The 25770-nt window shown below is 71.7% G+C and carries 24 protein-coding genes, 2 tRNA genes and 1 pseudogene; 10 read left to right on the top strand and 17 right to left on the bottom strand.

The features are described 5' to 3' along the window. The first annotated feature begins 2 nt into the window (after positions 1-2). The 3 genes from ACIQOE_RS24610 (at position 3) to ACIQOE_RS24600 (ending at position 1364) form a co-directional block, all read left to right on the top strand. Positions 3-722 carry an ABC transporter permease gene (locus ACIQOE_RS24610; RefSeq protein ID WP_351316365.1) on the top strand — a complete coding sequence of 240 codons (720 nt, stop codon included), beginning with the start codon at positions 3-5 and terminating at the stop codon, positions 720-722. Positions 723-802: 80 nt separating this feature from the next. Further along, positions 803-1000 (top strand): hypothetical protein, encoded by a 198-nt coding sequence (locus tag ACIQOE_RS24605; RefSeq protein ID WP_351316362.1) that lies wholly within the window; start codon positions 803-805, stop codon positions 998-1000. Positions 1001-1259: 259 nt separating this feature from the next. Next, positions 1260-1364, top strand: a tRNA-OTHER gene (locus ACIQOE_RS24600). Positions 1365-1389: 25 nt separating this feature from the next. Here the strand turns inward: ACIQOE_RS24600 and ACIQOE_RS24595 are convergent. The 9 genes from ACIQOE_RS24595 to ACIQOE_RS24555 form a co-directional block, all read right to left on the bottom strand. Then, positions 1390-2187: an HAD family hydrolase gene (locus ACIQOE_RS24595; RefSeq protein WP_351316360.1), complete on the bottom strand. Its 798-nt coding sequence runs from the start codon at positions 2185-2187 to the stop codon at positions 1390-1392. Continuing rightward, entirely contained in the window at positions 2184-3461 is a 1278-nt protein-coding gene (gene serS / locus ACIQOE_RS24590; protein WP_351316357.1) for a serine--tRNA ligase, read from the bottom strand. The genes ACIQOE_RS24595 and serS overlap by 4 nt, the downstream gene beginning before the upstream one ends. Positions 3462-3990: 529 nt before the next feature. Next, entirely contained in the window at positions 3991-4926 is a 936-nt protein-coding gene (pheA, locus tag ACIQOE_RS24585; RefSeq protein WP_351316354.1) for a prephenate dehydratase, read from the bottom strand. Between the two features lie 100 nt (positions 4927-5026). After that, positions 5027-6301 (bottom strand): iron uptake transporter deferrochelatase/peroxidase subunit, encoded by a 1275-nt coding sequence (gene efeB, locus ACIQOE_RS24580; protein ID WP_401413756.1) that lies wholly within the window; start codon positions 6299-6301, stop codon positions 5027-5029. 8 nt (positions 6302-6309) lie between these two features. Next, positions 6310-8346: a copper resistance protein CopC gene (locus ACIQOE_RS24575; protein ID WP_401413754.1), complete on the bottom strand. Its 2037-nt coding sequence runs from the start codon at positions 8344-8346 to the stop codon at positions 6310-6312. A gap of 14 nt (positions 8347-8360) precedes the next feature. Beyond that, the gene (locus ACIQOE_RS24570) at positions 8361-8867 is read right to left on the bottom strand and encodes a copper chaperone PCu(A)C (RefSeq protein WP_399011872.1); all 507 of its coding nucleotides are present in this window, start codon (positions 8865-8867) and stop codon (positions 8361-8363) included. After that, on the bottom strand, positions 8864-9517 hold the full coding sequence (locus ACIQOE_RS24565) for an SCO family protein (protein WP_351316345.1): 654 nt from the start codon (positions 9515-9517) through the stop codon (positions 8864-8866). The genes ACIQOE_RS24570 and ACIQOE_RS24565 overlap by 4 nt, the downstream gene beginning before the upstream one ends. Before the next feature lie 127 nt (positions 9518-9644). Beyond that, positions 9645-10376 carry a YcnI family protein gene (locus ACIQOE_RS24560; RefSeq protein WP_401413752.1) on the bottom strand — a complete coding sequence of 244 codons (732 nt, stop codon included), beginning with the start codon at positions 10374-10376 and terminating at the stop codon, positions 9645-9647. 162 nt (positions 10377-10538) lie between these two features. Further along, positions 10539-11402, bottom strand: coding sequence for a hypothetical protein (locus ACIQOE_RS24555; RefSeq protein ID WP_401413750.1), 864 nt, complete (start codon positions 11400-11402; stop codon positions 10539-10541). A 240-nt stretch (positions 11403-11642) separates the two neighbouring features. Between ACIQOE_RS24555 and ACIQOE_RS24550 the strand changes: the two genes are divergently transcribed. Both ACIQOE_RS24550 and ACIQOE_RS24545 read left to right on the top strand, forming a co-directional pair. After that, positions 11643-12092 (top strand): ATP-binding protein, encoded by a 450-nt coding sequence (locus tag ACIQOE_RS24550; protein WP_351316337.1) that lies wholly within the window; start codon positions 11643-11645, stop codon positions 12090-12092. A 38-nt stretch (positions 12093-12130) separates the two neighbouring features. After that, positions 12131-12706, top strand: coding sequence for a GNAT family N-acetyltransferase (locus ACIQOE_RS24545; RefSeq protein ID WP_399011876.1), 576 nt, complete (start codon positions 12131-12133; stop codon positions 12704-12706). An 89-nt stretch (positions 12707-12795) separates the two neighbouring features. Here the strand turns inward: ACIQOE_RS24545 and ACIQOE_RS24540 are convergent, their stop codons facing one another. After that, positions 12796-14262, bottom strand: a complete 1467-nt coding sequence (locus tag ACIQOE_RS24540) for an aminopeptidase P family protein (RefSeq protein WP_351316331.1) — start codon at positions 14260-14262, stop codon at positions 12796-12798. Between the two features lie 105 nt (positions 14263-14367). After that, positions 14368-15753 (bottom strand): PP2C family protein-serine/threonine phosphatase, encoded by a 1386-nt coding sequence (locus tag ACIQOE_RS24535; RefSeq protein ID WP_365569362.1) that lies wholly within the window; start codon positions 15751-15753, stop codon positions 14368-14370. A 614-nt stretch (positions 15754-16367) separates the two neighbouring features. On the opposite strand from ACIQOE_RS24535, the gene ACIQOE_RS24530 reads away from it, so the two are divergent. Next, positions 16368-17039, top strand: a complete 672-nt coding sequence (locus ACIQOE_RS24530; protein ID WP_351316325.1) for a bifunctional DNA primase/polymerase — start codon at positions 16368-16370, stop codon at positions 17037-17039. A 54-nt stretch (positions 17040-17093) separates the two neighbouring features. Then, entirely contained in the window at positions 17094-17687 is a 594-nt protein-coding gene (locus ACIQOE_RS24525; protein WP_401413746.1) for a hypothetical protein, read from the top strand. A gap of 244 nt (positions 17688-17931) precedes the next feature. On the opposite strand, the gene ACIQOE_RS24520 is transcribed toward ACIQOE_RS24525, so the two are convergent. From ACIQOE_RS24520 to ACIQOE_RS24510, 3 genes are all read right to left on the bottom strand, one after another. Continuing rightward, complete coding sequence (locus tag ACIQOE_RS24520; RefSeq protein ID WP_401413744.1) at positions 17932-18918, bottom strand: DUF5926 family protein; 987 nt, start codon at positions 18916-18918, stop codon at positions 17932-17934. Between the two features lie 254 nt (positions 18919-19172). After that, on the bottom strand, positions 19173-19811 hold the full coding sequence (locus ACIQOE_RS24515; RefSeq protein WP_351316317.1) for an ATP-binding protein: 639 nt from the start codon (positions 19809-19811) through the stop codon (positions 19173-19175). A gap of 313 nt (positions 19812-20124) precedes the next feature. Next, positions 20125-20952, bottom strand: coding sequence for a glycerophosphodiester phosphodiesterase (locus ACIQOE_RS24510; protein WP_351316315.1), 828 nt, complete (start codon positions 20950-20952; stop codon positions 20125-20127). Positions 20953-21208: 256 nt separating this feature from the next. Here ACIQOE_RS24510 and ACIQOE_RS24505 point away from each other — a divergent pair, with 256 nt between their 5' ends. Continuing rightward, positions 21209-22678, top strand: a complete 1470-nt coding sequence (locus tag ACIQOE_RS24505) for a trypsin-like peptidase domain-containing protein (protein ID WP_365559133.1) — start codon at positions 21209-21211, stop codon at positions 22676-22678. A gap of 60 nt (positions 22679-22738) precedes the next feature. Continuing rightward, positions 22739-22828, top strand: a tRNA-Ser gene (locus ACIQOE_RS24500). 153 nt (positions 22829-22981) lie between these two features. Here ACIQOE_RS24500 and ACIQOE_RS24495 read toward each other — a convergent pair. Both ACIQOE_RS24495 and ACIQOE_RS24490 read right to left on the bottom strand, forming a co-directional pair. After that, positions 22982-23674, bottom strand: a complete 693-nt coding sequence (locus ACIQOE_RS24495; RefSeq protein ID WP_365559134.1) for an LAETG motif-containing sortase-dependent surface protein — start codon at positions 23672-23674, stop codon at positions 22982-22984. Positions 23675-23924: 250 nt separating this feature from the next. Further along, a complete protein-coding gene (locus tag ACIQOE_RS24490; protein ID WP_401413740.1) occupies positions 23925-24239 on the bottom strand; it encodes a hypothetical protein in 315 nt (104 codons plus the stop codon). Positions 24240-24308: 69 nt separating this feature from the next. On the opposite strand from ACIQOE_RS24490, the pseudogene ACIQOE_RS24485 reads away from it, so the two are divergent. Further along, positions 24309-24731, top strand: a pseudogene (locus tag ACIQOE_RS24485) (GNAT family N-acetyltransferase); the annotation flags it as partial. A 124-nt stretch (positions 24732-24855) separates the two neighbouring features. Here ACIQOE_RS24485 and ACIQOE_RS24480 read toward each other — a convergent pair. Continuing rightward, positions 24856-25743, bottom strand: coding sequence for a bifunctional DNA primase/polymerase (locus tag ACIQOE_RS24480; protein WP_351316306.1), 888 nt, complete (start codon positions 25741-25743; stop codon positions 24856-24858). Positions 25744-25770 lie beyond the last annotated feature (27 nt).

Raw genomic sequence — 25770 nt, 5'->3', positions numbered from 1 at the left:
AGATGTACGACCCCACAGTCGCCCGGCTCACCTATCGAGCCCTGCTCGGCCGCCGCCGGGCCCTCATCCTGGGGGCGCTGCCCCTGCTGCTCATCGCGATCTCCGTCGTCGTCCGCGGCCTGGCGGGAGCGGACGACCAGACCGCCTCCGACCTGCTCGGCGGCCTCGCGCTCGCGACCATGGTGCCGATCATCGGTGTCATCGCCGGCACCGGCGCGATCGGCCCGGAGATCGACGACGGCTCGGTGGTGTACCTGCTGTCCAAGCCGATCAAGCGGCCCACGATCATCCTCACCAAGCTGATCGTGGCGATCGCCGTGACGATGGTGTTCTCGGCCCTGCCGACGCTGATCGCCGGCTTCATCCTGAACGGCAACGGCCAGCAGATCGCCGTCGCCTACACCGTCGCCGCGCTGGTCGCGTCGATCGCCTACGCGGCGCTCTTCCTGCTGCTGGGCACGGTGTCCCGGCACGCGGTGGTCTTCGGTCTCGTCTACGCGCTGGTCTGGGAGGCCCTGTTCGGCTCCCTGGTCCCCGGCGCGCGCACGCTGAGCGTCCAGCAGTGGGCCCTGGCGGTCGCCCACAAGGTGACGGGCGGCGAGCTGGTCACGTCCGACGTGTCCCTGACGACGGCCACGGTGCTGCTGGTCGTGGTGACGGTCCTCGCCACCTGGTACGCCGGCCAGAAGCTGCGCTCGCTGACGCTGGCGGGCGAGGAGTAGACACCCGCTTTACTGACGGGGGCTTGACCTTTGCCCAGGCACACTGGGCAAAGGAGGGCGCTCTGTGGAGAGGAACGGGGATGGCTGAGGACTGGGACGGCGTCGTCCTGAACGAGGAGTTCATACGGTCGGCCGAGACCTCGGAGCCGTCCGCGCGAGCCCGGATGCTGGCCGCGAAGTGGCGCGCGGAGGCGCCGGAACCGCAGCCGTGGCGGTCGGACAGGGCGCCGGCGGGATGGTTCTTCAGCAAGGCACGGCGCAAGTGGTGGCGCCGGTAGGCGGTCTTCGACCGCGGGCCGGCGGGCGGGTCCCGGGCCGCGGGGCCGGTCCCGCGGCCACCGGTTAATTCGGTGGCAGCCGACTCGGCCCCAGGCCACACTCGTTGTACCACCACGAACGGGGAGAGGAGCCGGACGATGTCCATGCACGGCAGTACGTCCCGCTCCCGTCAGGGCAGCCGTCGGCGGATCGCCGGGTAGCTGCCCGGGGCGGCCGCTTCGAGCACGCGATGGTCGCTCTCGCGTGGGCCGCCCACCCGGAGGATTGGCCGAGTGGTAAGGCACCGGCTCGCCCTGTGCTTCAGGAAAGCGAGCCATGGTCGGGCCCGGAAAGCCCGCGCACGTTCGATCCGTGCATCCTCCGCACCGCCGCGGCGGCCCGGCAGGGCTCAGCCGAGCAGACGCTCCAGCACCACCGCGATCCCGTCCTCCTCGTTGGAGGACGTCACCTCGTCGGCCACCGCCTTCAGTTCCTCGTGCGCATTGGCCATGGCCACGCCACGAGCCGCCCACGCGAACATCGGGATGTCGTTCGGCATGTCGCCGAAGGCGATCGTGTCGCCCGACTTCAGCCCGAGCCGCCGCGCGGCCAGCGACAGGCCGGTCGCCTTCGACAGCCCCAGCGGCAGCAGCTCCACGATTCCCTCGCCCGCCATGGCCACCGTGACGAAACCGCCGGCCGCCCGCCGGGCGACCTCGGCCAGCTCGTCGTCGGAGAGCCGCGGGTGCTGGATGTAGATCTTGTTCAGCGGCGCCGCCCAGAGGTCCGCCACGTCCGTCAGCGGCGTCGAGGGGAGCGTGCCGGTCACCGCGTAGCCGGGACCCACCAGCACCTCGCCGTCGAGGCCGTCACGGCTCGCGGCGAGGTACAGCGGACCGGCCTCCGCCTCGATCTTCGCCAGCGCGACCCCGGCCAGCTGACGGTCCAGGGTCACGGACGTCAGCAGGCGGTGCGACCCGGCGTCGTACACCTGCGCGCCCTGACCGCACACGGCGAGGCCGTGGTAGCCGAGGTCGTCCAGGATGTGCCGGGTCCAGGGGACGGCACGGCCGGTGACGACGATGTGCGCGGCGCCCGCCGCGGTGGCCGCGGCGAGCGCGTCACGGGTGCGCCGCGAGATCGACTCACCGGCGCCGAGCAGGGTTCCGTCGAGGTCGGTGGCGATGAGCCCGTAGGGGAAGCTCACCGGGACACCGGCTCCAGGACCTCCCGGCCGCCCAGGTACGGGCGCAGCACCTCGGGGACCCGGACCGAACCGTCGGGCAGCTGGTGGTTCTCCAGGATGGCCACGATCGTCCGCGGTACGGCGCACAGCGTGCCGTTCAGCGTGGCCAGCGGCTTGATCTGCTTGCCGTCACGGACGCGGATCGACAGCCGGCGGGACTGGAACTCGGTGCAGTCCGAGGTCGACGTCAGCTCGCGGTACTTGCCCTGCGTCGGGATCCACGCCTCGCAGTCGAACTTGCGGGCCGCGGAGGAGCCGAGGTCGCCGGTGGCGACGTCGATCACGCGGAACGGCAGCTCCAGCGAGGTCAGCCACTGCTTCTCCCAGGCCAGCAGACGCTGGTGCTCCGCCTCCGAGTCCTCGGGGGCGACGTAGGAGAACATCTCGACCTTGTCGAACTGGTGGACGCGGAAGATGCCCTTGGTGTCCTTGCCGTGCGAACCGGCCTCACGGCGGAAGCAGGGCGAGAAGCCGGCGTAGCGCAGCGGCAGCCGCTCCGCGTCGATGATCTCGTCCATGTGGTAGGCGGCGAGGGCCACCTCGGACGTGCCGACCAGGTAGAGGTCGTCCTTGTCCAGGTGGTAGACGTCCTGGGCCGCCTGGCCGAGGAAGCCGGTGCCCGCCATGGACTGCGGCCGGACCAGCGCCGGGGTCAGCATCGGCGTGAAGCCGGCCTCGGTGGCCTGTGCGATCGCCGCGTTGACCAGCGCCAGCTCCAGGAGGGCGCCGACACCGGTCAGGAAGTAGAAGCGGGAGCCGGAGACCTTGGCGCCGCGCTCGACGTCGATCGCGCCGAGCAGCTGGCCGAGCTCCAGGTGGTCCTTGGGCTCGAAGCCCTCGGCGCCGAAGTCGCGGATCGTGCCGTGCGTCTCCAGCGTGACGAAGTCCTCCTCGCCGCCGACGGGCACGTCGGGGTGGACGAGGTTGCCGAGCCTGAGCAGCAGCTCTTGGGTCTCGGCGTCGGCCGCGTCGCGCTCGGCGTCGGCGCTCTTGACGTCCGCCTTCAGCTGCTCGGCCTGCTTCAGCAGCTCGGCCTTCTCGTCGGCGGAGGCCTTCGGGATGAGCTTGCCGAGCTGCTTCTGTTCGTTGCGCAGCTCGTCGAAGCGGACGCCGGAGGACCTGCGCCGCTCGTCGGCGGAGAGGAGGGCGTCGACGAGGGCGACGTCCTCTCCACGGGCGCGCTGGGACGCGCGCACACGGTCGGGGTCCTCACGGAGCAGACGTAGGTCAATCACGGGGCCAAGGCTACCGGTGCGGGGTTGCCCCCCACTAATCACTATGGACCCGTGTTCCGAATCGCGGCTTACGTTCCGCTATGAGGGAATTGCCGAGCGTGTCAATAAAAAGTGTCTCACTCCCTGGGACGGGGCACGCCGACGGCCCGCGGTTGACTTGATTCCCTTGTGGAGAACGGGATTTGGGGATCGGTTGTCCACAGGGATCCACACCCTCCGGAGAGTTATCCACAGGGTGTGTGGACGACGTGTGGACTCCGGAATTGATCACTCCGTGGCCGGTCCGCGAAGAAGGGAATTCCCCATCCAAACCTGGACAACACCCACTTTCGAGTGGAAAGGCGTCGCTCCAAAAGATGAACCATGGGAAACGAGTGGACGAAGGGTGATGTGGGTGATCACCGGCCCGCCGGTGGGCTGTGGGCCGATTTGTCGACAGGGTCAGGCGTTCCTGTCGACTTGTCCCCAGGTCGAGTTGAGGACCTGTGGATAACTCCTGTGGATAACGAAGATATGGACGTATGGCCGGTTAGAAGCGGCCGTCCTGGCAGCGCGCCACCCAGTCCGAGGCCGCCATGAACTCCGCGTCCGACGTCCCCGGACGGGTCGGTCCGGCCGTCTCTCCCGGCCTGATGTCCGCACGCGGGTACGAGCCGAGGAACCGCACCTGGCGGCAGATCCGCTTCAGCCCCATCAGGGCCTCCGCCACCCGGCGGTCGGAGATGTGGCCCTCGGCGTCGACGCAGAAGCAGTAGTTGCCGATGCCCGCGCCGGTGGGCCGGGACTGCAGCAGCATGAGGTTGATCCCCCGGGTGGCGAACTCGCCGAGCAGATCGCGCAGACCGCCGGGGTGGTCGTCGTTCTGCCAGAGCACGACCGAGGTCTTGTCCGCGCCGGTCGGGGCCGCGGGCCGGGCCGGACGGCCGACCAGGACGAACCGGGTCTGCGCGTTCTGCGCGTCGTGGATCTCGGTCTCCAGGGCCTCCAGGCCGTACCGCTCGGCCGCGAACTCGCCGGCGAACGCGGCGTCGTACCGGCCCTCCTGCACCAGCCGGGCGCCGTCCGCGTTCGAGGCGGCGGACTCCCACAGGGCGTTGGGCAGGTGGGTCCGCAGCCAGTTGCGGACCTGCGGCTGGGCGACCGGATGCGCGGTCACCGTCTTGATGTCGGACATCTTGGTGCCCGGCCGGACCAGCAGCGCGAAGGTGATCGACAGCAGCACCTCGCGGTAGATCGTCAGCGGCTCGCCCGCGACCAGCTCGTCGAGGGTCGTGGTGACCCCGCCCTCGACGGAGTTCTCGATCGGCACGAACGCGGCCTCGGCCTCGCCGACGCGTACCGCGTCCAGCGCGGACTGCACGGAGACGTAGGGGACGAGCTCCCGGGTGGCCGTCTCCGGAAGCGTGCGCAGGGCGACTTCGGTGAAGGTGCCTTCGGGACCGAGATACGCATAGCTCGCTGGCATGCCCTCACCCTAATGGGCGCAGGGGAGCAAGGGCCGCCCGTATCCATCGGATCCACTCGACCGGGTGGTTTGAAACCCGGAAGCGCAACGCCGGGCCGCCTCAGCCCTCCAGCAGCCGCTGCCCCACGTACTCCCCGGCGGCCGCCCCGCCCGGCACCGCGAACAGTCCGCTCGCCTCGTGCCGGATGTACTGCGAGAGCGCGTCCCCGCGGTCCAGCTTCCGCTGCACCGGCACGAACCCGCGCAGCGGATCCGCCTGCCAGCAGACGAAGAGCAGTCCCGCGTCCGGCGTACCGTCCGCGTCGATGCCGTCGTGGTACGAGAACGGGCGCCGCAGGATGGCCGCGCCGCCGTTCTGGTCGGGCCGGGTGATCCGGGCGTGGGCGTTCAGCGGGACCACGTACTCGCCGTCGGACCTGGCCTTCTCCAGGTCCATCGCGGTGGTCTCGGACCCTCCGGACAGCGGTGCCCCGTTCGACTTCCTGCGTCCGACGACGTTCTCCTGGTCCGCGAGCGACAGCTTCTCCCAGTCGTCGAGGAGCATGCGGATGCGGCGGACCACGGCGTAGGAGCCGTTCGCCATCCAGGCCGGGCCGGGGGAACCGGAGGACGGCACGAAGATCCGCCGGTCGAAGTCGGACTCCGTCGGCTTCGGATTGCGCGTGCCGTCGAGCTGGCCCATGAGGTTGCGGGCCGTCATGGGACGGCCGGTGGCACCCGGGCTGCGGTTGAAGCCGTTCATCTGCCAGCGCACCCGGGCGGCGCTGCCCGCGTCCTTCTGGACGGCGCGCAGCGCGTGGAAGGCGACCAGGGCGTCGTCGGCCCCGATCTGCACCCACAGGTCGCCGTTGCTGCGGGACGGGTCGAGGTGGTCGGAGGAGAAGTCGGGCAGCGGGTCCAGGGCGGACGGGCGCTGCTTCTCCAGGCCGGTGCGGGAAAAGAAGCTGTTGCCGAAGCCGAAGGTGACGGTCAGCGACGAGGGACCGGCGTCACGGGCCACGTCCGTGTCGTCCTGCGTCATCGCCTCGCCCGCCATCAGCCGCTCGGCCGTCGTCGACCAGCGGCGCAGCAGCGCGGCGGCCTCCTTGCGGCCCGCGCCCGCCGCCAGGTCGAAGGCGACGAGATGGCCGCGCGCCTGGAGACCCTCGGTGATGCCGGGCTGATGTTTCCCGTGAAACATCGCGCGGTCGGAACCCACCGAGGTCAGCGGAGTGGCCTGCGCGGGTGCGGCCGCGTAGCCGACGCCCGCGCCCGCAGCGCCGAGCACGAGGCCGCCGGCCCCGGCGGAGCCGAGCAGCGCGCGCCGGCTGAGGCCCGCGGCCGGCGGGCTCTCCCCGGTGACCGGCGGGCGGAGGGACTGGGATGGTTCAGCCATGGTGCGGTTCAGCCGATCTGCGCGTTCTTGGAGACGGTCACCTGGTCGATGTCGGAGGTCCGCACGGTCACCGAGACCTGCCAGTCGCCGGCCATCGGGATCTGCACGCCGTCGGCGGCCCAGTGCCCGGTGGTGACGTGGTCGGGGGCGACGGGAAGCGGGCCGATCTTCTTGGCGGCGAGCGTGAAGGCGACCTTCACCTCGGGGATGTCGAAGGCCCGGCCGTTGGGGCGCTGGACGTATACGTGCATCTCGTTGAGGCCCACGGCCGCGGGGTCGAGGTCGACGCGGACGACGCCCTTGCCGTCCGTGCCGCCGGTGTCGAACGACATGTCGAGGGTCAGCGCGCCCCCGGAGGAACTCGACGCCGAGGACGACGAGGAGGACGCCGCCGCGGCCTTGGCGTCCTGCTCGGTGCGGCCCGGTTCGGTCTGCGTCAGCACGGTCGTGACCGCGAGCAGGACGACCGCGACCCCGGCCTCGGCGAGCACCGAGCGGCGCAGGCCGAAGCGGTTCGGATCGGCGTCCCGCACGCGCTTCTGCCGGGCGGCGTCCTTGGCGGCCTGCTGCCTGGCCAGCTGGGCCGCGCGGTCCGGGTCCGCCGTCTCGTCACGGGCGGGGGCGCCGGTGCCCACGGCCGTGTCCGCCGTGCCGGCCGCCTGCTTGGTGGCGGCGGACGCCTTGACGGTCTCCCTCTCCTCCTCCGCCTCCACCGAGGCGTCGACATTGGCCTCGACATCGACATCGGCCTCGCTCTCGGTCCGGGCCGAGTCCGTCGTCGTCGCGTCGTCCTCGTCGGTCCTCGCCACGGCCGTGGCCGCGAGCCGTCCCGTCCAGCGCCGGGAGACGGAGGCGATGCCGACCAGGAGCGCCACCAAGGCGATCTTGACCAGCAGCAGCTGTCCGTAGGCGGTGTCGGTGAAGGCCGACCAGGAGCCCAGCTGCCGCCAGGACTGGTAGACGCCGGTGCCGACCAGCGCCACCACGCTCCCGAAGGCCACGCGGGAGAAGCGGCGGACCGCGGTGGAGTCGACGGGGATGTCGGCCGGGGCCCGGTAGAGGGCGACCAGCAGCGCGGCCAGGCCGCCCAGCCAGGTGGCGACGGCCAGCAGGTGCAGGACGTCGACCGGCATCGCGATGCCCGGCTGGAGCCCGGTGGAGGCGTGCTCGGCCATGGCCCAGCTCGCCGCGAGCCCGGCGGCCACGACGGTTCCGCCGATGGCGAGGCCGAAGGTCAGGTCGCGCTTGTCCGCGCCCTCCTCGCGCTTGTCGTAGGTCCCGAAGAGGACGGCGATGAACAGCGCGGCGGCCGCGAGCAGCAGCAGCCGGGAGACCAGGGCGGCGCCGGTCTTGGTCTGCAGGACCTGGCCGAGCAGGTCGAGGTCGACGATGTCGCCGAAGCTGCCGGAGGTGGTGTACGAGCCGCGCAGCAGCAGCAGCCAGAGGGTGGCCGCGGTGAGCGTCAGCCAGCCGCCGACGACCAGCCGCTGCAGGGCCTGCACCCCGGCGCCGCGCTGCCAGCAGGCGAGCACGAAGGCGGCGCCGCCGACGAGCACGATGTACCCGGCGTAGGACATGTACCGCCCGAAGCCGTAGAGCCAGCCGACCGCTCCGCCGCCCGCGTTCTGGTCCCCGACCGAGGCGACGGTCGCGGAGGGGGCGCCGACGGAGAAGGTGTAGGCGCCGGCGACGGGGTGGCTGTCCGCCGAGACGACCTGCCAGGCGACGGTGTACGTGCCCTTGCCGAGGCCGCTCTTGAGCTGGACGCCGTAGCTCGTCCCGGTCAGGTTGTTCGGCTTGCCCAGGTCGACCCGCTTGCCCTGCGGGTCGAGGACCCTGATCGAGTCGTCGTTCGTCGACACGTTCTCGGAGAACGTGAGCGAGACCTGGTCGGGTGCCTTCGGGACCACCACCCCCTGGGCGGGGTCGCTGCCGGTCAGCGCGGCGTGCGCGGAGGCCGGTCCGGCGCCCGCCAGCAGCGCGCCGGTGACGGCGAGGAACAGCAGCACCAGCGTGCGCAGGCGGGGGGTGATGGTCCGGGTCAAGGTCGGTCCCTCCCTCAGTGTCCGGTCGACGGGTTGTACGTGGCGGACTTCACCGGCATCTCGACGGTGAGCGGACCGGATTTGGCGAACTTCAGTTTCAAGGTGATCGTGTCGCCCTGCTCCGGGCGGCGCTTCAGCTTCTCGAACATCAGATGGTTGCCACCGCTCTTGAACACGAGTTGACCGTGGGCGGGCACCTCGAAGGAGCTGACCTGCTCCATCGCCCCGCCGGTGGTCTCGTGCAGGGTGACCTGGCCCGCGGAGTCGCTGGTGACGGACGTCAGTTCGTCCTCGGTGCCGCTCCTGTTGGTGATCGTCAGGAAGCCGGCGGCCATGTCGGCGGAGACCGGCTGGGGCATGTAAGAGGCGCCGACGGACAGGTCGGTTCCCGAGGCGGTGTCCGAGCCGCCGCAGCCCGCGAGGAGCAGCGCGCTCGTCAGGGCTATGCCGGTCGTGGCCACGCCGGTCAGGGCGAGCCGCCGTCCGGTCGGCGCCGGGAGCCTCAGGACCGGACGCCTCACGGGTTCTCCCCCTTGATCAGCTTGGGGAGGTCCTTGGTGTAGTCGTCGACCGTGGCGTTCTCGCCGTAGAGGACGTACCCGCCGTCGGTCTTCGGGGAGAACGCCATGACCTGGGTGCCGTGCACCGAGACGGTCTTGCCGGTCTTCTTGTCCTTGTGGGTCGGCTCGATGGAGATGCCGATGCTGCGGGCACCGGCCTGGATGGTGGGGAAGTCGCCGGTCAGGCCGATGAACTCGGGGTCGATGCCCTTGAGCCACTTGCCGAGTTCGGCCGGGGTGTCGCGGCCCGGGTCGGTGGTGACGAACACGACCCGCAGCTTCTCCTGGTCCGCCTTGGGCAGCGCCTTCTTCGCGACCGCGAGGTTGTTCATGGTCAGCGGGCAGACGTCAGGGCAGTGCGTGTAGCCGAAGTAGACGAGCGTCGGCCTGCCCTTGGTCTCGGCCCGCAGGTCGTACTTCTTGCCGTGGGTGTCGGTGAGGACCAGGTCGGGCTTCGTGAACGGCTGGTCCAGGACGGTCGCGGCCTTGTTCGAGGTGTCTCCGGCGACCACGGTGACGGGTGACTTGGCGTCGTCGCCGCTGCCGCAGGCGGAGAGGGTGAGAGTGGCGGCGGCGAGCAGCGCGGCCGCGGCGAACGTCTTCTTGCGCATAGGAAAATGTCCCAGATGTGAGAGATCCGGCGCGCACCGGGGGCGTACGAGGGCTACCGGGGCGTACGAAGCTGTCGGAGCCTCGACAGCCTCGCACGGCCCCCTGTGCGCGTTACGGACGTGGAGCTCAGGCCTCGGAGCCGGTGGACCGGCGGCGGCCGGCGAGGGCGCCGTAGGCGACCCCGGCCGCGCCGACCACGATGCCGACGACACCGAGGACGCGGGCGGTGGTGTCACTGCCGCCCGTGGCACCGGAGTCGTCGGAGGCCGTGGTCTCGGTCTTGGCCGCGGTGTCCTCGGCGGCGGTTGCGTGGTGGTCGTCGGTGGCGGCGGACAGCGCGAGCGTCGGCGCCGGGTTCTCGGGTTCCTCCTGGCCCTTCTGCTGGACCTCGATCCAGCGGACGACCTCCTTGTTGGAGTACGTCTGGATCGCCTTGAAGATCAGCTCGTCGGTGTTCTCGGGCAGGGCGCCGACCGAGAGCGGGAACTTCTGGAAGTAGCCGGGCTCGACGCCCTTGTCCTCGGCGGTCCAGGTGACCTTGGTGACCGCCTCGGAGATCTTCTCGCCGTGCATCTCCATCGGCTTGGCGAGCTTGGCCTTGGTGACCTCGATCTTCCAGCCGGCCATCGGCTGCGGCATGACGGAGGCGAGCGGGTGGTCGGCGGGGAAGGTGACCTCGACCTTGGTCGTCGAGGCGTTGTCGCGCTCGTTGGGGACCTTGAAGTCGATGACCGCGTAACCGCCCTTGGCGGCGGTGCCCTCGGGCTGCACGCTGACGTGGGCGAACGCGGGCGAGGAGACGGCCAGGACGGCCGTGCCCGCGACAGCGGTGACGGCGGCGAGACGGGAAGCCTTCATGGCACGGAAAGCCTTCATGGCGGGGAGCACTCCACTCTGAGTGAGTTCTGTCGTCGAAAGGGCGCGCGGGCAGCGGGAAGTGCGGGCACGCGCGCGTGCCGCGCGACGGCGGCAGGCCTTCCGGACCGGACAGGTCCCGGGAAGTGCTCTGGTCGCGTCGCGTCAGGCGGCGAGAACGAGTTCGGCGGCGTCCGCGGGCGGACCGCGCCGGATCACAAAGTGCTGGAGTGCGACGGTGTGCGGCGCGGGCGGCTCGGCCCAGGTGGCGCGGCGGCCGTGGACGGGTGCCTCGGGTACGGCCACGAGTCCGGCGCGCAGAGCGCACGCCAGCGCGAGCGCCCCGCGCAGGGCACGGACGAGCGCTCCCTCGGCGACTCCGTGCGTCGACAGGTCGATGAGCCGCAGCAGCGCCAGGTCGCCCCGGCGCAGCAGCCACCCGGCGATCACGGCCGCGAGGAGGTGCCCGAGCAGCATGGGCACGGAGGGCAGCATCGGGCCGGAGGCCCCGGCGGCGTCCGCCACCGTGCCCGTGCCCGGACCGGGGGCGGCCGTGCTGAGGTGCGCGTCGGAGAGGATCTTGTAGGCGTGGGCGGGGCTGAGCTGCGCCGCCCCGGCCCCGCACACCAGTCGCGCGGCCCGCTCGACCAGCGAGGCGTCGGTCGCCGACATGCCCGGCATCGAGGACATCGACGTCATCGACGTCATCGACGTCATCGACGACGCCGAGCCCGCGGACATCGCCGCGGCGCCGTGCTGCCCGAGCCCGAACAGCGTGTGCAGCGTGGCCTGCACGAGCGTCAGGAGCGCCACGATCCCCGGCAGCGTGCGGGCCCGCCCGGTGAGCGGGACGACGAGCGCCAGGGTGCCCAGGAAGCCCGCGCCGAGCGTCCACAGCGGAACGGTCGCGCAGGACGCCAGGGCGTGCCCCGCCGCCGCCAGCACGACGCAGAGCGCGGCGAACACCACGGCCCGCAGGAGCCGCAGTCCTCTTCCGGTGCGCGCCGCGCGCGGGTGGGGGGCGTTCATGGCGGGCTCATCATCGCACTGGGCCCCCGCCCGTCGTACGGCAGGTCCGCAAGATTCGGTTACAGGTGAAAGGAGTGGAAGAAGCGGAAGATCGCCCTTGCCGCGAACCACCCGCACATACACCGAAACCTCCCCGGGCGCATCCTCCGGATGGGCGTTCTCACATCAACGGAGTGCTTACACGCGCGCACGGGTGGCAATAGGTATCGGTATGTCGAGCCGCGGCCAGGAGGCTGGAGCATGAGCATCTGGTGGTCACTCCATCTGCGGCGTGAGGCCGCGAGCGTCCCGCTCGCCCGGCGGTTGCTGATCGGCACGATGGAGACGGCGGGCGTCGATCCCGAGATCTCCTACGACCTCTCCGTCGCCCTCAGTGAGGCCTGCGCGAACGCCGTCGAGCACGGCGGGGCGGACCGCCCCTCGGAGGCGTACCGGGTCACCGCCTACCTGGACGGCGAGAAGTGCCGTATCGAGGTGACCGACTCGGGGCCGGGGCTCGGGCCGGGGTTCACCCGCACCCAGGAGATCAGGCCCGCCCGTCCCGACGCCGAGCACGGCAGAGGGCTCTGTCTGATCAGGGAACTCGCCGATCACGTCCACATCGGCAACAAACCGGGTCGCGACGGCACGGTCGTCAGCTTCGACAAGATCCTCAAGTGGACCAAAGATCCTTCTCTGCTTTCGGCGTGACTCTCCCTCCCGGATAACCCGCGCGCTAAGGTGCGCGCATGATTCTCGAAAAGATTAAAGAAAAGGCAATCCTGCCCGGCGTGATATTGCGTCCCATTGCCGTCGGCGACGCGAAACCGCTGTCCGCCGCGTACGCCGGGAACCGAAAGCATCTCGAACCCTGGGAGCCGCTCAGACCCGACTCCTTCTTCACCGTCGAGGGCCAGACCGAACGCATCGATGGCCTGCTGCGACAGGCCGCCGACGGGATCATGGTCCCCTGGGTCATGGAGACCGCGCCGGACCGCGGGATCGTCGGCGCGATCACCCTTTCCGGAATTTCCCTCGGGCCTTTCTGCAGTGCGTACGTCGGCTACTGGGTGGCCGGTGACCAGACGGGCCGCGGGCTCGCCAGCGCCGCCCTGGAGCGAGTGTGCGAGATCGCCAGGGACGACCTGGGGCTGCACCGGATCGAGGCCTCCACCCTCATCGACAACACGACGTCGCAACGCGTGCTGAAGAAATGCGGATTCGAGACGATCGGCGATGCGCCGCAGTATCTCCACATCAATGGAGAATGGCGGGACAGCAGGCTGTTCCAGCGGGTCCTGCACGACCGTGATCCGGCCCTGTGACCGCGTGACCGCACCCGCGCACAGCCCTCGCCCGCCGAAAACGACGACGGCCGGGCACCCATCGGGTGCCCGGCCGTTCGGCGCGCGCGTCAGCCCTTGAGCGAGCCCATCCACGCCTCGACCTCGTCCGAGCGCCGGGGCAGGCCCGCGCTGAGGTTCCGGTTCCCGTCGGCCGTCACGAGGATGTCGTCCTCGATCCGGACGCCGATCCCGCGGTACTCCTCGGGCACGGTCATGTCGTCGGCCTGGAAGTACAGGCCCGGCTCGACGGTGAGCACCATCCCCGGTTCGAGGACGCCCTCCACGTACGTCTCGGTCCGCGCGGCGGCGCAGTCGTGGACGTCCAGGCCGAGCATGTGGCCCGTCCCGTGCAGCGTCCACCGGCGCTGCAGCCCGAGCTCCAGCACCCGCTCCACCGGGCCCTCCACGAGCCCCCACGCCACGAGCCGCTCGGTCAGCACCCGCTGCGCGGCGTCGTGGAAGTCGCGGTACTTGGCGCCCGGCTGCACCGCGGCGATGCCGGCCTCCTGGGCGTCGTACACCGCGTCGTAGACCCTCTTCTGCACCTCGCTGTACGTGCCGTTGACCGGCAGCGTGCGCGTGACGTCGGCGGTGTAGAGGCTGTGCGTCTCCACGCCGGCGTCCAGGAGGAGCAGGTCGCCCGAGCGCACCGGGCCGTCGTTGCGGACCCAGTGCAGCGTGCAGGCGTGCGGGCCGGCGGCGCAGATGGAGCCGTAGCCGATGTCGTTGCCCTCCACGCGCGCGCGGAGGAAGAACGTGCCCTCGATGTAGCGCTCCGAGGTGGCCTCGGCCTTGTCGAGGACCTTCACCACGTCCTCGAAGCCGCGGACCGTGGAGTCGACGGCCTTCTGCAGCTCGCCGACCTCCCACTCGTCCTTGACCAGCCGCGCCTCGGAGAGGAAGACGCGCAGTTCCTCGTCGCGCTCGCCGGTGACCTTGTCGGTCAGCGCGGCCTCGATGCCGGCGTCGTACCCGCGCACGACGCGCACCGGGCCGGTGGCCTCGCGCAGCGCGTCGGCGAGTTCGCGGACGTCGGCGGCGGGGATGCCGTAGAGCGCCTCGGACTCGGTCAGGGAGTGGCGGCGGCCCACCCACAGCTCGCCCTGCCCGGAGAGCCAGAACTCGCCGTTCTCGCGGTCGGAGCGGGGCAGCAGGTAGACGGTGGCCACGTGGCCGTCGTCCTTCGGCTCCAGGACGAGTACGCCGTCCTCGGTCTGGTTGCCGGTGAGGTAGACGTACTCGACCGACGCACGGAACGGGTAGTCCGTGTCGTTCGAGCGGGTCTTCAGGTTGCCGGCCGGGATCACCAGGCGCTCGCCCGGGAAGCGGGCGGACAGCTCGGCGCGGCGGCGGGCGGTGTGCCCGGCCTGCTCGACGGGCTTGAGGTCGCGCAGTTCCGTGTCGGCCCAGCCGGACTTCATGCTCTCGGCGAGCTCGTCGGACACGCCCGGGTACAGGCCGTTCTTGCGCTGCTTGATCGGCTCTTCCTGCTCGGTCTCCGGGGTCTCCGGGTTGAGCTCGTCGGCCACGGTCATCCTCCTCGACACTGCACTGAATCGCGTCCATCGTACGGTCGTACTGAACGGTGACCCAGGGCCGGACGGTGCCTTACGGGGTGACCTGGCCTTTTGACTGACCGATCAGTCAAAACGGGCGGCGAGCAGGACCACGTCCTCCGCGCCGTCGGCCGAGTCCAGTCCGTCCGGCAGCACCGTGCGCAGCACGTGGTCGGCGATCGCCCCGGGGTCGTGGCGCAGCGCGCGCGGGACGCTCGCGGCGGCCGTGTGCAGCCGGGCGAAGGCGCGGTCCATGGGGTCGCCGGTGCGGTGCAGCAGGCCGTCGGTGTAGAAGAGCACGGTCTCCCCGGCCGCGGCCTCGATCTCCACGCTGGGCGCCTCCCAGCAGGCCAGCATCCCGAGCGGCGCCGAGACCGACGTCTCGGCGAACTCGGTGCGGCGCTCCCCGATCAGCAGCGGCGGGCTGTGCCCGGCGCCGGCCAGGGTGACCTTGCGCAGCGCGGGCTCGACGTAGGCGAACAGGGCGGTGGCGGAGCGGGCCGGTTCGGTCAGCCGCAGCAGCAGTTCGAGGTCGGACAGGACCGCGACCGGGTCCTCGCCCTCCATCACGGCGTACGCCCGCAGGGACGCCCGCAGCCGGCCCATCGCGGCCACCGCGCTGGGCCCGGAGCCGGTGACCGAGCCGACGGCGAGGCCGAGTGCGGCGTCCGGCAGCGGCAGTGCGTCGTACCAGTCGCCGCCGCCGCGCGGTCCGGTGCGGTGCCGGGCGGCGAGCTGGACCCCGGCCACCCGGGGCAGCCGGGAGGGGAGCAGTTCCTCGGCGATGGTCGCCATGCACGCGCGCGTGCGCTCGACCTCCAGCAGCCGCGCCAAGTGCTCGGCGGCGAAGCGGACGTACAGGCCGACGAGATGGCGCTGGCGATCGTCCGGCTCGGCGGGGCCGTCGTACAGCCACAGGACGGCGCCCAGGCGGGCGGTCGCGTCGGTGGTCAGCGGCAGCGCGTAGCTGGCGGCGTAGCCGAGCCGGGCGGCGACCTCGCGGTGGCGGGGGTCGAGGCCGTCCTCGGCGAACAGGTCGGGGTGCACGATCTCGGCGGCGGTGCCCGTGTCGTACGGCAGCGCGCCCGCCGGGACGGTCTCCAGGTGGCCGAGGTCCGCGCGGCCGAGTCCGAGACCGAGCGTGGTGTGCGGACCGAGGCCGTCGGCCGGCTCCAGCGCCACGAGTCCGCGCCGGGCGCCCACCAGGGCGGCACCGGCGCGCAGCAGTTCGTGGAGCGCGGGCTCAAGTGCGGCGGTGCGGGCCAGCCGTTCCGTCAGTTCGTGGAGGGTGGTGAGGTCGGAGACCCAGCCGGCCAGACGGTCCTGGAGGACGGTGCCGGGTGCCGGTGCGGCGGGGGGCTTCGGAACGGGAGGGGCGCCCGGGGCGGGGGAGACCGGTGCGACAGTGTGTGCGGGCGTGGGCACCGTTGAATCGATTCCAGCCACTTTCGGAGGGTGCGGGGCGTTCATCGCGTCCGGCTTTCAGACCTGTGCGTATTGCTCAGAAGCATCGCAAACCCCCATGTCTTCCTGCGCCACCGGCGGTGGCTCCACATGTACACGCACTCGTGAGGGGATGTCCAGCATTGTCCTGCCGGGATTCCTGGTGTCCACGAGCCTTGCGGTGACTTCTCCCGGACGGCTTGCACAAAAGCGAAGTTGGCTTAAAACTGACTCGGGCAACGGTTCATTGCGGTCGACTGGCCTTGCTCCACGGAGCGTCACAGCGGTCGTGATGGGTACGTACTCGGAGAAGGCCAGGGGTGGTTGGGGATCACCCGGAACCTGGCGACGGACCCGGGCGTCTTAACCACCGACGACCGTGCCCCATCCTCCCGTGGCGGCGGCGGAGAGAAACACTCGGAACGGCAAAACGCCAGACTTCGCCACCCCCACGCCGTGGCCGTGCTTTTGATGGACGCAGTATGTGGATGCCGGCGCGGCCCCCGGCTCGACCCCCTGGGGTTCCCCTTGCCAGCGCAGGGGTGTGATGCGCCAACAGGTACGCACAGTGAAGTGATCGACACATGACGTGATGTGGTCCACGGTGTTGCCAGCGGTGCAACGGAAAGGAACGAGCGCTCATGCGCGAGATCCTCGGAAGGCGACGCAGGCTCCTGTCCAGGCGGAAAGACAAGGGGTCTGAGCTTCTCGGCGCGGCCCTGACCTTCGCCACGGAATGGCAGTGGCCCGTGCTCCCCGGCGTGGCTCCGGACCCGCAGGGCCGGGCCCGCTGCGCCTGTCCAGACCCGGAGTGCACGGTGCCCGGTGCGCACCCCTTCGATCCCGGTCTGCTCGCCGCCACCACCGACGAGCGCATGGTGCGCTGGTGGTGGGGCAACCGGCCGGCCGCGCCGGTCGTCCTCGCCACCGGAGCCGCCGGCAAGGCGCCTTGCGCGGTCAGTCTGCCCGCCCTCGCCGCCTCCCATGCGCTCACCCTGCTCGACCGCCGCGGCATGCGCCTGGGCCCGGTGGTCGCGTCGCCCACCCGCTGGGCGCTGCTGGTCAAGCCGTACTCCATGGAGCAGTTGGGCGAGCTGCTGTACGCCAAGGACTTCGTCCCCGGCTCGCTCCGCTTCCACGGTGAGGGCGGCTATCTGGCCCTGCCGCCGTCCGAGACCGGCCAGGGCGGCATCCGCTGGGAGCGTGCTCCGCTGCCCGGTTCGGCCAAGCCGTGGGTGCCCGATGTGGAGGCCGTGGTGGACGCCGTGGTCGACGCCCTCACCCGTACGGGTGTGAGCGCACCCGAGTTGTAAGGGTGTCGGGCGCGAGAGCGCCGCTTCTCGCGCCTCGCTGGTTATCTTCCGCTCATGCTGCGTAATTCTGGGGGGCAACCCCCGGACCCCCGACTCCGTCTGCTCGCCCTCGCGGGGGTGATGGTGTGCGCGGTCGCGCTGCCGCTGACCGTGGCGTCCGCGGGGCAGGTGGGCGAGGCCGCCGGACACCCGGCCCGGAGCGACGACGAGAAGCTGCCGGCGCCCGCCCGCTCTCCGAAGACGCTCGGCCTCGGCCTGGCCACGGCCGCCCGCTGCGGTCCCGAACTCACCTCCCCCGGCGGGGTGGAGGCGCAGACCTGCGTGATGGCCCAGGGCGCGGACACCTGGGCGCGCACCTACTACCGCAACGCCACCGGGGCGGACCTGGAGTCGGTGCTGAGCCTGATGGGCCCGCAGGGCCGCACCGTGCAGACGCACTGCGCCGCGGACGCCGCCGACGACCCCGCCACCTGTGAGACGCCCCGGGAGCACACGCGGGGCTCGCTGGACGCCTACACGGCTGTCACGGAGTTCGCGGCGCGCGACGACGACGGACCGCTGCTGCTGCGCAGCGCCAGCAACACCGCGGGCGACGAGAACAACTCCGCGGGCGACGAAGGCAACTCCGCTGCCACTGACGGGAGTTGACGTATCCCGTCGGTTCGTACACCGGAGCCGGGCATGGAAAGGCCCGGTTGCTGGCGACGGGGGATGCACCAGCAACCGGGCTACTGAGACGGTAACAAGAGATCGGCGGTTCGCAAATTCGGTCTCGGCTATTCGGACACGTATCTGCTTGCTGCGTACGGAAGTTGTGACCGGAGTCACCCCTGCGCACGGGCTCGGAGCGGCTGACCGGTCGGTCAGCCGCGTCCCTCCGCTCCCTTGATCGTCAGCTGAGCGTGACCTGCCGGTTGGTCAGCCCGCCGCGGGCCCGACGCTCGTCCGCCGTGAGCGGTGCCTCCGAGGCCAGCGCAGCCGTGAGGCGCTCGGCGAACTCGGCGGCTGGCTTCTCGACGTCCTCCGCGCCGATCCCGCTCGGCAGGTCCCAGACCGGCACGGTGAGGCCGTGGGCGCGGAAGGAACCGACCAGCCGGGTCCCCTCGCCGAGACCGGACCTGCCCGCCGCGTGCAGCCGCGCGAGAGCGTCCAGAAGCTGCTCCTCGGGATACGGCATGACCCACCGCAGGTGGTTCTTGTCCGGCGTCTCGCACCAGTAGGCGGACTCGACGCCGGTCAGCTTCACCGTGGGGATGGCGGCCGCGTTGGCCCGCTCCAGGGAGGCGGCGACCTCCGCGGTGGCGTTCTCCGCGTCCTGCACCCAGAACTCGAAACCGTCGTGCACGACGGGCTCGAACGCGCCCTCGGGGTCGAGGAGATCCTGCAGCCGGGGGCTGTCGGCGGGCGCCCGGCGGCCCTGCACCGGAGTGCCCGGCTCGGCGGCCAGGGCACGCTGGAGGGTGTCGGCGAGGTCGCGGCTGATGTCGCCGGACGACGTGTCGTTCTGTAGGCCGAGGAGGACGGTGCCGTCCTCGCGGCGCAGCGCGGGCCAGGCCATCGGCAGCACCGTCGCCAGTGTGACCGAGGGAACACCCTCGGGCAGGCCGTCCTTCAGGGCCAGTTCGACCGTGGCGGCGGGGACCAGCTCGCGCAGTGCCACCCAGTCGCCCTCGCCGGCCAGCCCTTCGAACGGGCGGTGCACCAGCTCGGTCGCCGCGTGCGAGGCCGCCCGGCCGTGGCACGCCTTGTAGCGCCGGCCGCTGCCGCAGGGGCAGGGCTCGCGGGCGCCGACGACCGGAAAGTCTCCAGTGCCGCCGGCCTTGGCTGCATCGCTGAGCTGCGGCCGCGTGGCCTTTGTCTGGGGGCGCTTCTTGGCCATCTGGGTGTCTCCCGGTTACGGCTCGTCTCGTACGGGCGGGAGCCTAGCCGTTCGCGCCCCGGGCCACGGGTACCTGTGGACGGAGCCGCGGCGCGGGCACCGCCGGACGGGTCGGTGCGGTCGGTGGGGGTCGGCGTCGGGGTCGGCGGACGCGGCGGTGCGGTCGGTCGCTGTCGTGAAGGCGACGGTGCGGTCGGTCGGGGTCGGTGAACGCGTCGGTGCGGTCGGACCCGGTGCCGAACGCACCGTTCCGGTCAGTCGAGGTCGTCGAACGCGTCGGCGAAGTCCAGGCCGGCCAGTTCCGCCGCAGCGGGTGCCATGACGCGCGTAGCGAAGGCGTCGCGGCGGACCGGGCCGTCGGGATCGACCACGCCCTTGTGGATCACGACCCAGACCGTCACCTCGCCCCGGGCGTCGTCCCGGACGCCCCAGTCGTCGGACAGGGCCGTGATGATGTTCAGCCCGCGGCCGCCGTGCGCCGTGACCGACGGGGTCATCGGAGCCGGGCGGGTGGGCCCGCCGCCGTCCGTCACCTCGACGACCAGTCTGCCGCGCGCGTCCACGCGCCACGCGGCCCGGACGTCCCCGTCACCGGCCAGGGCGTCCCCCAGGGGCCGCCCGTGCTTGCAGGCATTGCTCAAAAGTTCGGAAAGGATAAGTACGGCATCGTCGATGACCGATTCCGATACACCGCCGGTGCGCAGCTGATCGCGCATGCGGTGCCTCGCCTTGCCCACGCCCGCAGGGCCATGGGGTACGGCCATGCTCGACGACGTGGGCACCTCCTGTGCCACCACCAACGCCACCCCCGAGACCTCCTTTGCCCCACGCCACGGTGTGGATGCCCCATTGGCCTGAACCGGAAACCGGCCAATGAATGCCCGGTGACGCACTCGCAACGGGCGAATACGGACCGAACGCGCCGGAGCACACCCCGTGACGAACCCGTCGCCGTATCCCCCGGATACGGCTACGTGTGGCTGGATTTCGATGGTGTGGCCGATACGTGAGGATGGTGTGAGCGGGCTGTGCGGTCAAGGGGTGCGGGAATTACTTACGCGACTCTTTATCCCGGCACGGGTGCGGCTCCTCATCTCGGGCCGGGTCGCGCTCCGTCTCCGGGACGGGTCCCGTCGCACGTCGGGGCCGGGTCCCGTGCCACGTCCGGGCCGGTTCCCGCCGGATGCCACGGCTGCTCGCTCCGGCTCACCGGCCGAGCCGGCGCAGCACCGCCCCCGGCCGGTTGGTGATGATCGCGTCGATGCCGAGTTCCAGGCACAGGTCGACGTCCTCCGGCTCGTTCACCGTCCAGACGTGCACCTGGTGGCCGTTGCGCTTCAGCCGCTCGATGTAGGCGGGGTGGTTGCGCACGATCCGGATCGAGGGACCCGCGATGCCCACCCCGGCCGGCAGCCGTCCGTCGCGCAGCCGGGGCGAGAGGAACTGCAGCAGGTAGACCGTCGGCAGCGTCGGCGCGGCCGCCCGCACCCGGTGCAGCGACCGCGCCGAGAAGCTCATCACCCGCACCCGCGACTCGGCCGGGGTGGCCGGGGAGTCCAGGCCGAAACGCTTCAGCAGGTGCAGCAGCCGCTCCTCGACCTGCCCGGCCCACCGCGTGGGGTGCTTGGTCTCGATCGCCAGCTCCACCCGCCGCCCGGCGTCCGCGACCAGCTCCAGCAGCCGCTCCAGCGTCAGGACGGAGGTGTCCCCGCGGTCCTCGGGCCGGACCTCCCATTCGGGCTCCTCGTCCCGGCCCCGCCAGGCCGGCCCCTTCTTCCAGGAGCCGAAGTCCAGGGCGGCCAGGTCCGCGAGCTCCAGGGCCGACACCGCGCCGCGGCCGTTCGACGTACGGTTGACCCGGCGGTCGTGGACGCAGACCAGATGGCCGTCCGCGGTCAGCCGTACGTCGCACTCCAGGGCGTCGGCGCCGTCCTCGATGGCCTTCTTGTACGCGGCGAGGGTGTGCTCGGGGGCGTCCTCGGAGGCCCCGCGGTGGGCGACGACCTGAATGCGATGCTGTGGTGCGTGGGTCACCGCGACATGGTGCCACCGTGCGGACGCGCGTGGGGGCATCCAGGATGCCGGTAAAGGGAACTTTTGTCAGACAGGCCCTATATAAAGGTTGTCGGTGTACCCACAGCCACCGCTTATGGTGCCCTGACGGCCGGTGGGAAAAGCTGACGACGTACAAAAGCACATGCTCAGCTGAATCGCGCCGGACGACTGCAAGCGTGAAAGAGCGTGACCGAGTGCGACCGAGACGAAAAGCCGTGGACCGAGGAGAGAAGCTGTGAGCACCGAGAACGAGGGCAACCCGGTACCTCCGGCCCCGTCCGCACCTCCTGTGCCGCCGACGTCTCCCGCTGCCCCGCCGCAGGCAGCCGCGTCCGACGGCGGAGAATCGCCGACCACCCCGATCCCGCCGGTGCCCCAGGGCGCGCCCGCGGGTGACCCGTACGCCGCGCCGCAGGGCCCCGAGGGCTCCTGGCCGCCCCCGCCCCCCGCGACGCCCTCCTACGCCGACTCCGGCGCGGGTGCCGGGGCCGCCGCGGGCGCCGGCTGGGGTTCGTCGTACGACCAGCAGTACCCGCAGCACCAGCCCTTCCAGCAGCCGCAGACCGCGCCGAAGAAGGGCAGCGGACGCGGCGGTCTGATCGCCGCCGTCCTGGTGGCCGCGCTGGTCGCGGGCGGCCTCGGCGGCGGCCTCGGCTACACGCTGGCCAAGAACAACGACAACCTCGGTTCCACCACCGTCTCCGCCTCCGCCGACGGCGGTGCCACCCAGGTCAAGCGCGCCGCCGGCACCATCGCGGCGGTCGCCAACAAGGCGCTGCCGAGCACGGTCACCATCGAGGCCGAGTCGACCAACGGCGAGGGCGGCACCGGCACCGGGTTCGTCTTCGACACCCAGGGCCACATCGTCACCAACAACCACGTGGTCGCGGACGCCCTGGACGGCGGCAAGCTCACCGCCACCTTCCCGGACGGCAAGAAGTACGACGCCGAGGTCGTCGGCCACGCGCAGGGGTACGACGTCGCGGTCATCAAGCTCAAGAACCCGCCGTCGGACCTCAAGCCGCTCGCCCTCGGCAACTCGGACAACGTGGCGGTCGGCGACGAGACCATCGCGATCGGCGCCCCCTTCGGCCTGTCCAACACGGTCACCACGGGCATCATCAGCGCCAAGAACCGTCCGGTCGCCTCCAGCGACGGCAGCTCCACCAGCAAGGCGTCCTACATGAGCGCCCTGCAGACCGACGCCTCCATCAACCCCGGCAACTCCGGCGGCCCGCTGCTGGACGCCTCGGGCGCGGTGATCGGCATCAACTCCGCGATCCAGTCCTCCACCAGCGGCGGCCTGGGCAGCACCGGGCAGTCGGGCTCGATCGGCCTCGGCTTCGCCATCCCGATCAACCAGGCCAAGTACGTCGCCCAGCAGCTGATCCAGTCCGGCAAGCCGGTCTACGCGAAGATCGGCGCGTCGGTGTCCCTGGAGGACAGCAGCGGCGGCGCGCAGATCACCGACTCCGGCTCGGGCGGCTCGGCCGCGGTCGAGTCGGGCGGCCCCGCCGCCAAGGCCGGCCTCAAGCCCGGCGACGTCATCACCAAGCTCGACGACACGGTGATCGACAGCGGCCCCACCCTGATCGGCGAGATCTGGACCCACAAGCCCGGCGACAAGGTCCAGGTCACCTACAAGCGGGGCGGTTCCGAGCACACGGTCGAAATGACCCTGGGCTCCCGTGTGGGCGACAACTGACCCGCACACGCGCGTGCCGACCGGTTACTCTGTTCCCCGCGCCGATCTCGGTCGACGCGGGGTGGGTTGCCCGAGCGGCCTAAGGGAACGGTCTTGAAAACCGTCGTGGCAGCGATGTCACCGTGGGTTCAAATCCCACACCCACCGCCAGGCCGAACGGCCCTTGACCGGATGACATGGTCAGGGGCCGTTCCGCTGCCCGGGCCCCGCAGGCTTCCGTGGGTCTCCGTGCGGGCCCGGTTCTCCACCGGGCACCCGGGCGGAAGGAAGCCACGGCCGTGCCCAGGGGCCGTCAAGGGGCTGTCAGCGGGAGCCGTGGGCTGCCCGGCGGCGCAGTGCGAGGACGATGCCGCCGCCGGCCACGACCAGGGCCGCCGCGGTGCCGGCGATCACAGTGGTGCCGCTGCTCGCGCCGGTCTCGGCGAGGTTGCCGCTGCCGCCCGCGGGGGACGGCGCGCCGCTCGCTGCGGGAGCGGCGGCCGTGCTGCTGCTCTGCGCCGGGCTCGGAGCGCCGGTGGCGGTGGCGGAGGGCGTCGCGGAGGGCTGCGCGGGCGTCGTGGAGGGGGACGAGGACGGGGTCCCGGAGGGCGCGCAGGTCTCGTCTCCCACGACGGTCATCGGCTGGATGTCGTCGTCGACCTTGTCCGTCGCCTTGACGTGGATCCGGAAGGTCTCCCCCGCGTACCAGTCCAGGGGCGTGAGGTCGACGGAGACGCCCTGTGCGGTCGGGTGCTCGATCGTCCTGGTGGTGATGAGCCTTTCACCGCCGGGCATGCTGAGCTGCACGTACAGGCTGACGGTGGCCGGGGTGCCGGAGGCGTCCCTGTCGGTGACGCGGATGACGCCGTTGCCGCCCGCGTCGCACACGGCAGCCGCCGAGAAGTCGCCGATGGTGCATGCCGACGCCGTGGCGGCCACCCCGACGGAGAGTGCGGCGGCGGCGCCGAACGTGCCTATGACACGCGCCGCTCTGGCGGTGTGAGGGGAAAGGAACACGCTTGTCCTTTTCGGTCGTTGAGGGATGCGACGGAGGTCCGCCGGCTCGATGCGCGAGCACGGACGTCCGAGAACCATGAACGTCTACAAGCCCGTCGAGACCCCTGTCAAAGAGGCGTTGTCGCAGGTAACGGCGCGATGAATGAACGGCCATGACCGTCTCCGGAGCCGGTCAAGGAAGCGCTTGGAAGCGGATGACCTCCGGGCACTGGACGGATCCCCCGGCGCTCGGAAGGCTTGCGGTATGCGTTCAGCCGACTGGTGTCTGACCGACGACGTCGAGGAGTTCCTCGCGACCGCAGGGGGCTTCCTGCGGTCGCGGCCCGTGGTGCACACCTCCCAGCTCTCGGTGCTGGAGAGGCTGCGCGTCCTCGGGCGGGCCGGGGTCGGCGGACGGGTTCCCGTGCTGGGGCGGCTGGAGGAGGCGGGGGAGGTCGGTGCGTTCTTCTACCGGTTCCTGCCCGGCGGTCTGACGGTCTCCGCGCTGGACTCCGGGCAGGCCGACGGACTCGCCGCCCGCCTGGCCGCCCTCGGGCACTCCCTGCCCTTCGTCAGCGCGGACCACGACACCGCCGCCGCCTTCGCCGAGGCCTGGTCCCGGCACACCGGCGCGACGCCGGCGCTCCGGGTCCGGATGCACCTCTACCGGCTCGGCACGCTCACGCCGCCCGACCCGTTCCCGGCGGGCCGGGGCCGGATCATGGGCGGGGCGGACCACGAGCACCTCATGCGCTGGTGCCGCGAGTTCGCGGCGGACGTCGGGGAGGACGTCGTCATCGACGCCGCCTCCTGGGCCGGCACCCGCTTCGCCGAGAAGCGCTACACCCTGTGGGAGACGCCGGACGGCACCCCCGTCTCCATGGCGGGCGTGAACCCGATGGTCGCCGGCATGGTCCGGGTCGACCCCGTCTACACCCCGGCCCACCTGCGCGGCCACGGCTACGCGGGTGCCGTGACCGCCGAGGTGAGCCGGGCCGCACGCGCCGCGGGCGCGCGCGAGGTGGTGCTCTACACGAACGCGGCCAACCCGACCAGCAACGCCCTCTACCAGCGCCTCGGGTACGTCCGCGTCACGGACTGGGCGGTGTACGACTTCTCGCACCCCGCCCCGGAGGCCGCCGCCCCCGCGGCCCTGACCTCGGGTCCTTCAGGGCCGCCGGACATGGCGGACGGCCCGCCGTTCAGGGGCGGTGGCCCGTCATGCGGGCCGCCGACGCGATCGTGGCGCGGGCTTCGCGTTCGGTCAGGCCGGTGTGGACCGCCGCGTCGGTCAGCGGGGCGCGCAGGGCGCGGCCGATGCCGTTCTCGTAGGCGCGGCAGGCCGCCCAGAACAGGCGGGTGTTGCGCTGGCCCTCGTGGGCGGCGAGGACGAACTGGACCAGGCCCTGGCCCCGGTCGCCGACCGAGGGGTGGGTCGCCGGGTGCGGGGCCCGCGGGGGTGGCAGCAGGAGGCGGAGGAGGGACGGCGGGCAGGGGGCCGGGACCAGGTGTTCGGTGCCGGGGGCGGTGGCGTAGACGCCGTGGTCGGTGCGGGAGCCGGGGCCGACCAGGTAGCCGCCCGCGCCCCGGATGTCGATGCCGGGGGCGAGCCGGCCGGCCGAGTTGGGGATCACGGCGTCCGGCGGGCCGGTCAGCCAGAGGTGGCGGCCGCCGCTGGGCGTGAGCACGACGACCGTGGGCGGGATGGTGAACAGGTGCCGGAGCGCCAGTTCGCGCAGCGCGCCGGGGGCGTCGGTGCCGGTCTTCACGTCGAGGTCGACGCCGATGAGGCGGTACGGGGGCAGTCCGCAGGCGATGCCGTAGCCGGTCGCCCAGGGTGCCGCGGCGAACAGTTCGCGGATGCGGGTCTGGTCGGTGGTGGCGTCGTACACGCCGTGGCCGGGGCGGCCGCACTCGCCGTGGCAGGGCGGCAGCGCCTGTCGCGGCTGGTCGGGGTGGGGGGATCGGTGGGGGGAGCGCAGGGCCGGGAGTTTGGTCCGGGACAGGGGGATGACGGCCAGGCCGCGCTCGGCGGCTGACAGGGCGTGTGCGAGGGCCAGCGTCGTGGCCTGCCGGTCGGTGGTGGCCATGGATCCATGTTCGTACGTACGTTCGAA

This window comes from Streptomyces sp. NPDC091282, assembly GCF_044757385.1.
In the GTDB taxonomy this organism is placed as follows: Bacteria; Actinomycetota; Actinomycetes; order Streptomycetales; family Streptomycetaceae; genus Streptomyces; species Streptomyces gramineus.
This window is presented reverse-complemented; position numbering and strand designations above follow the sequence as displayed.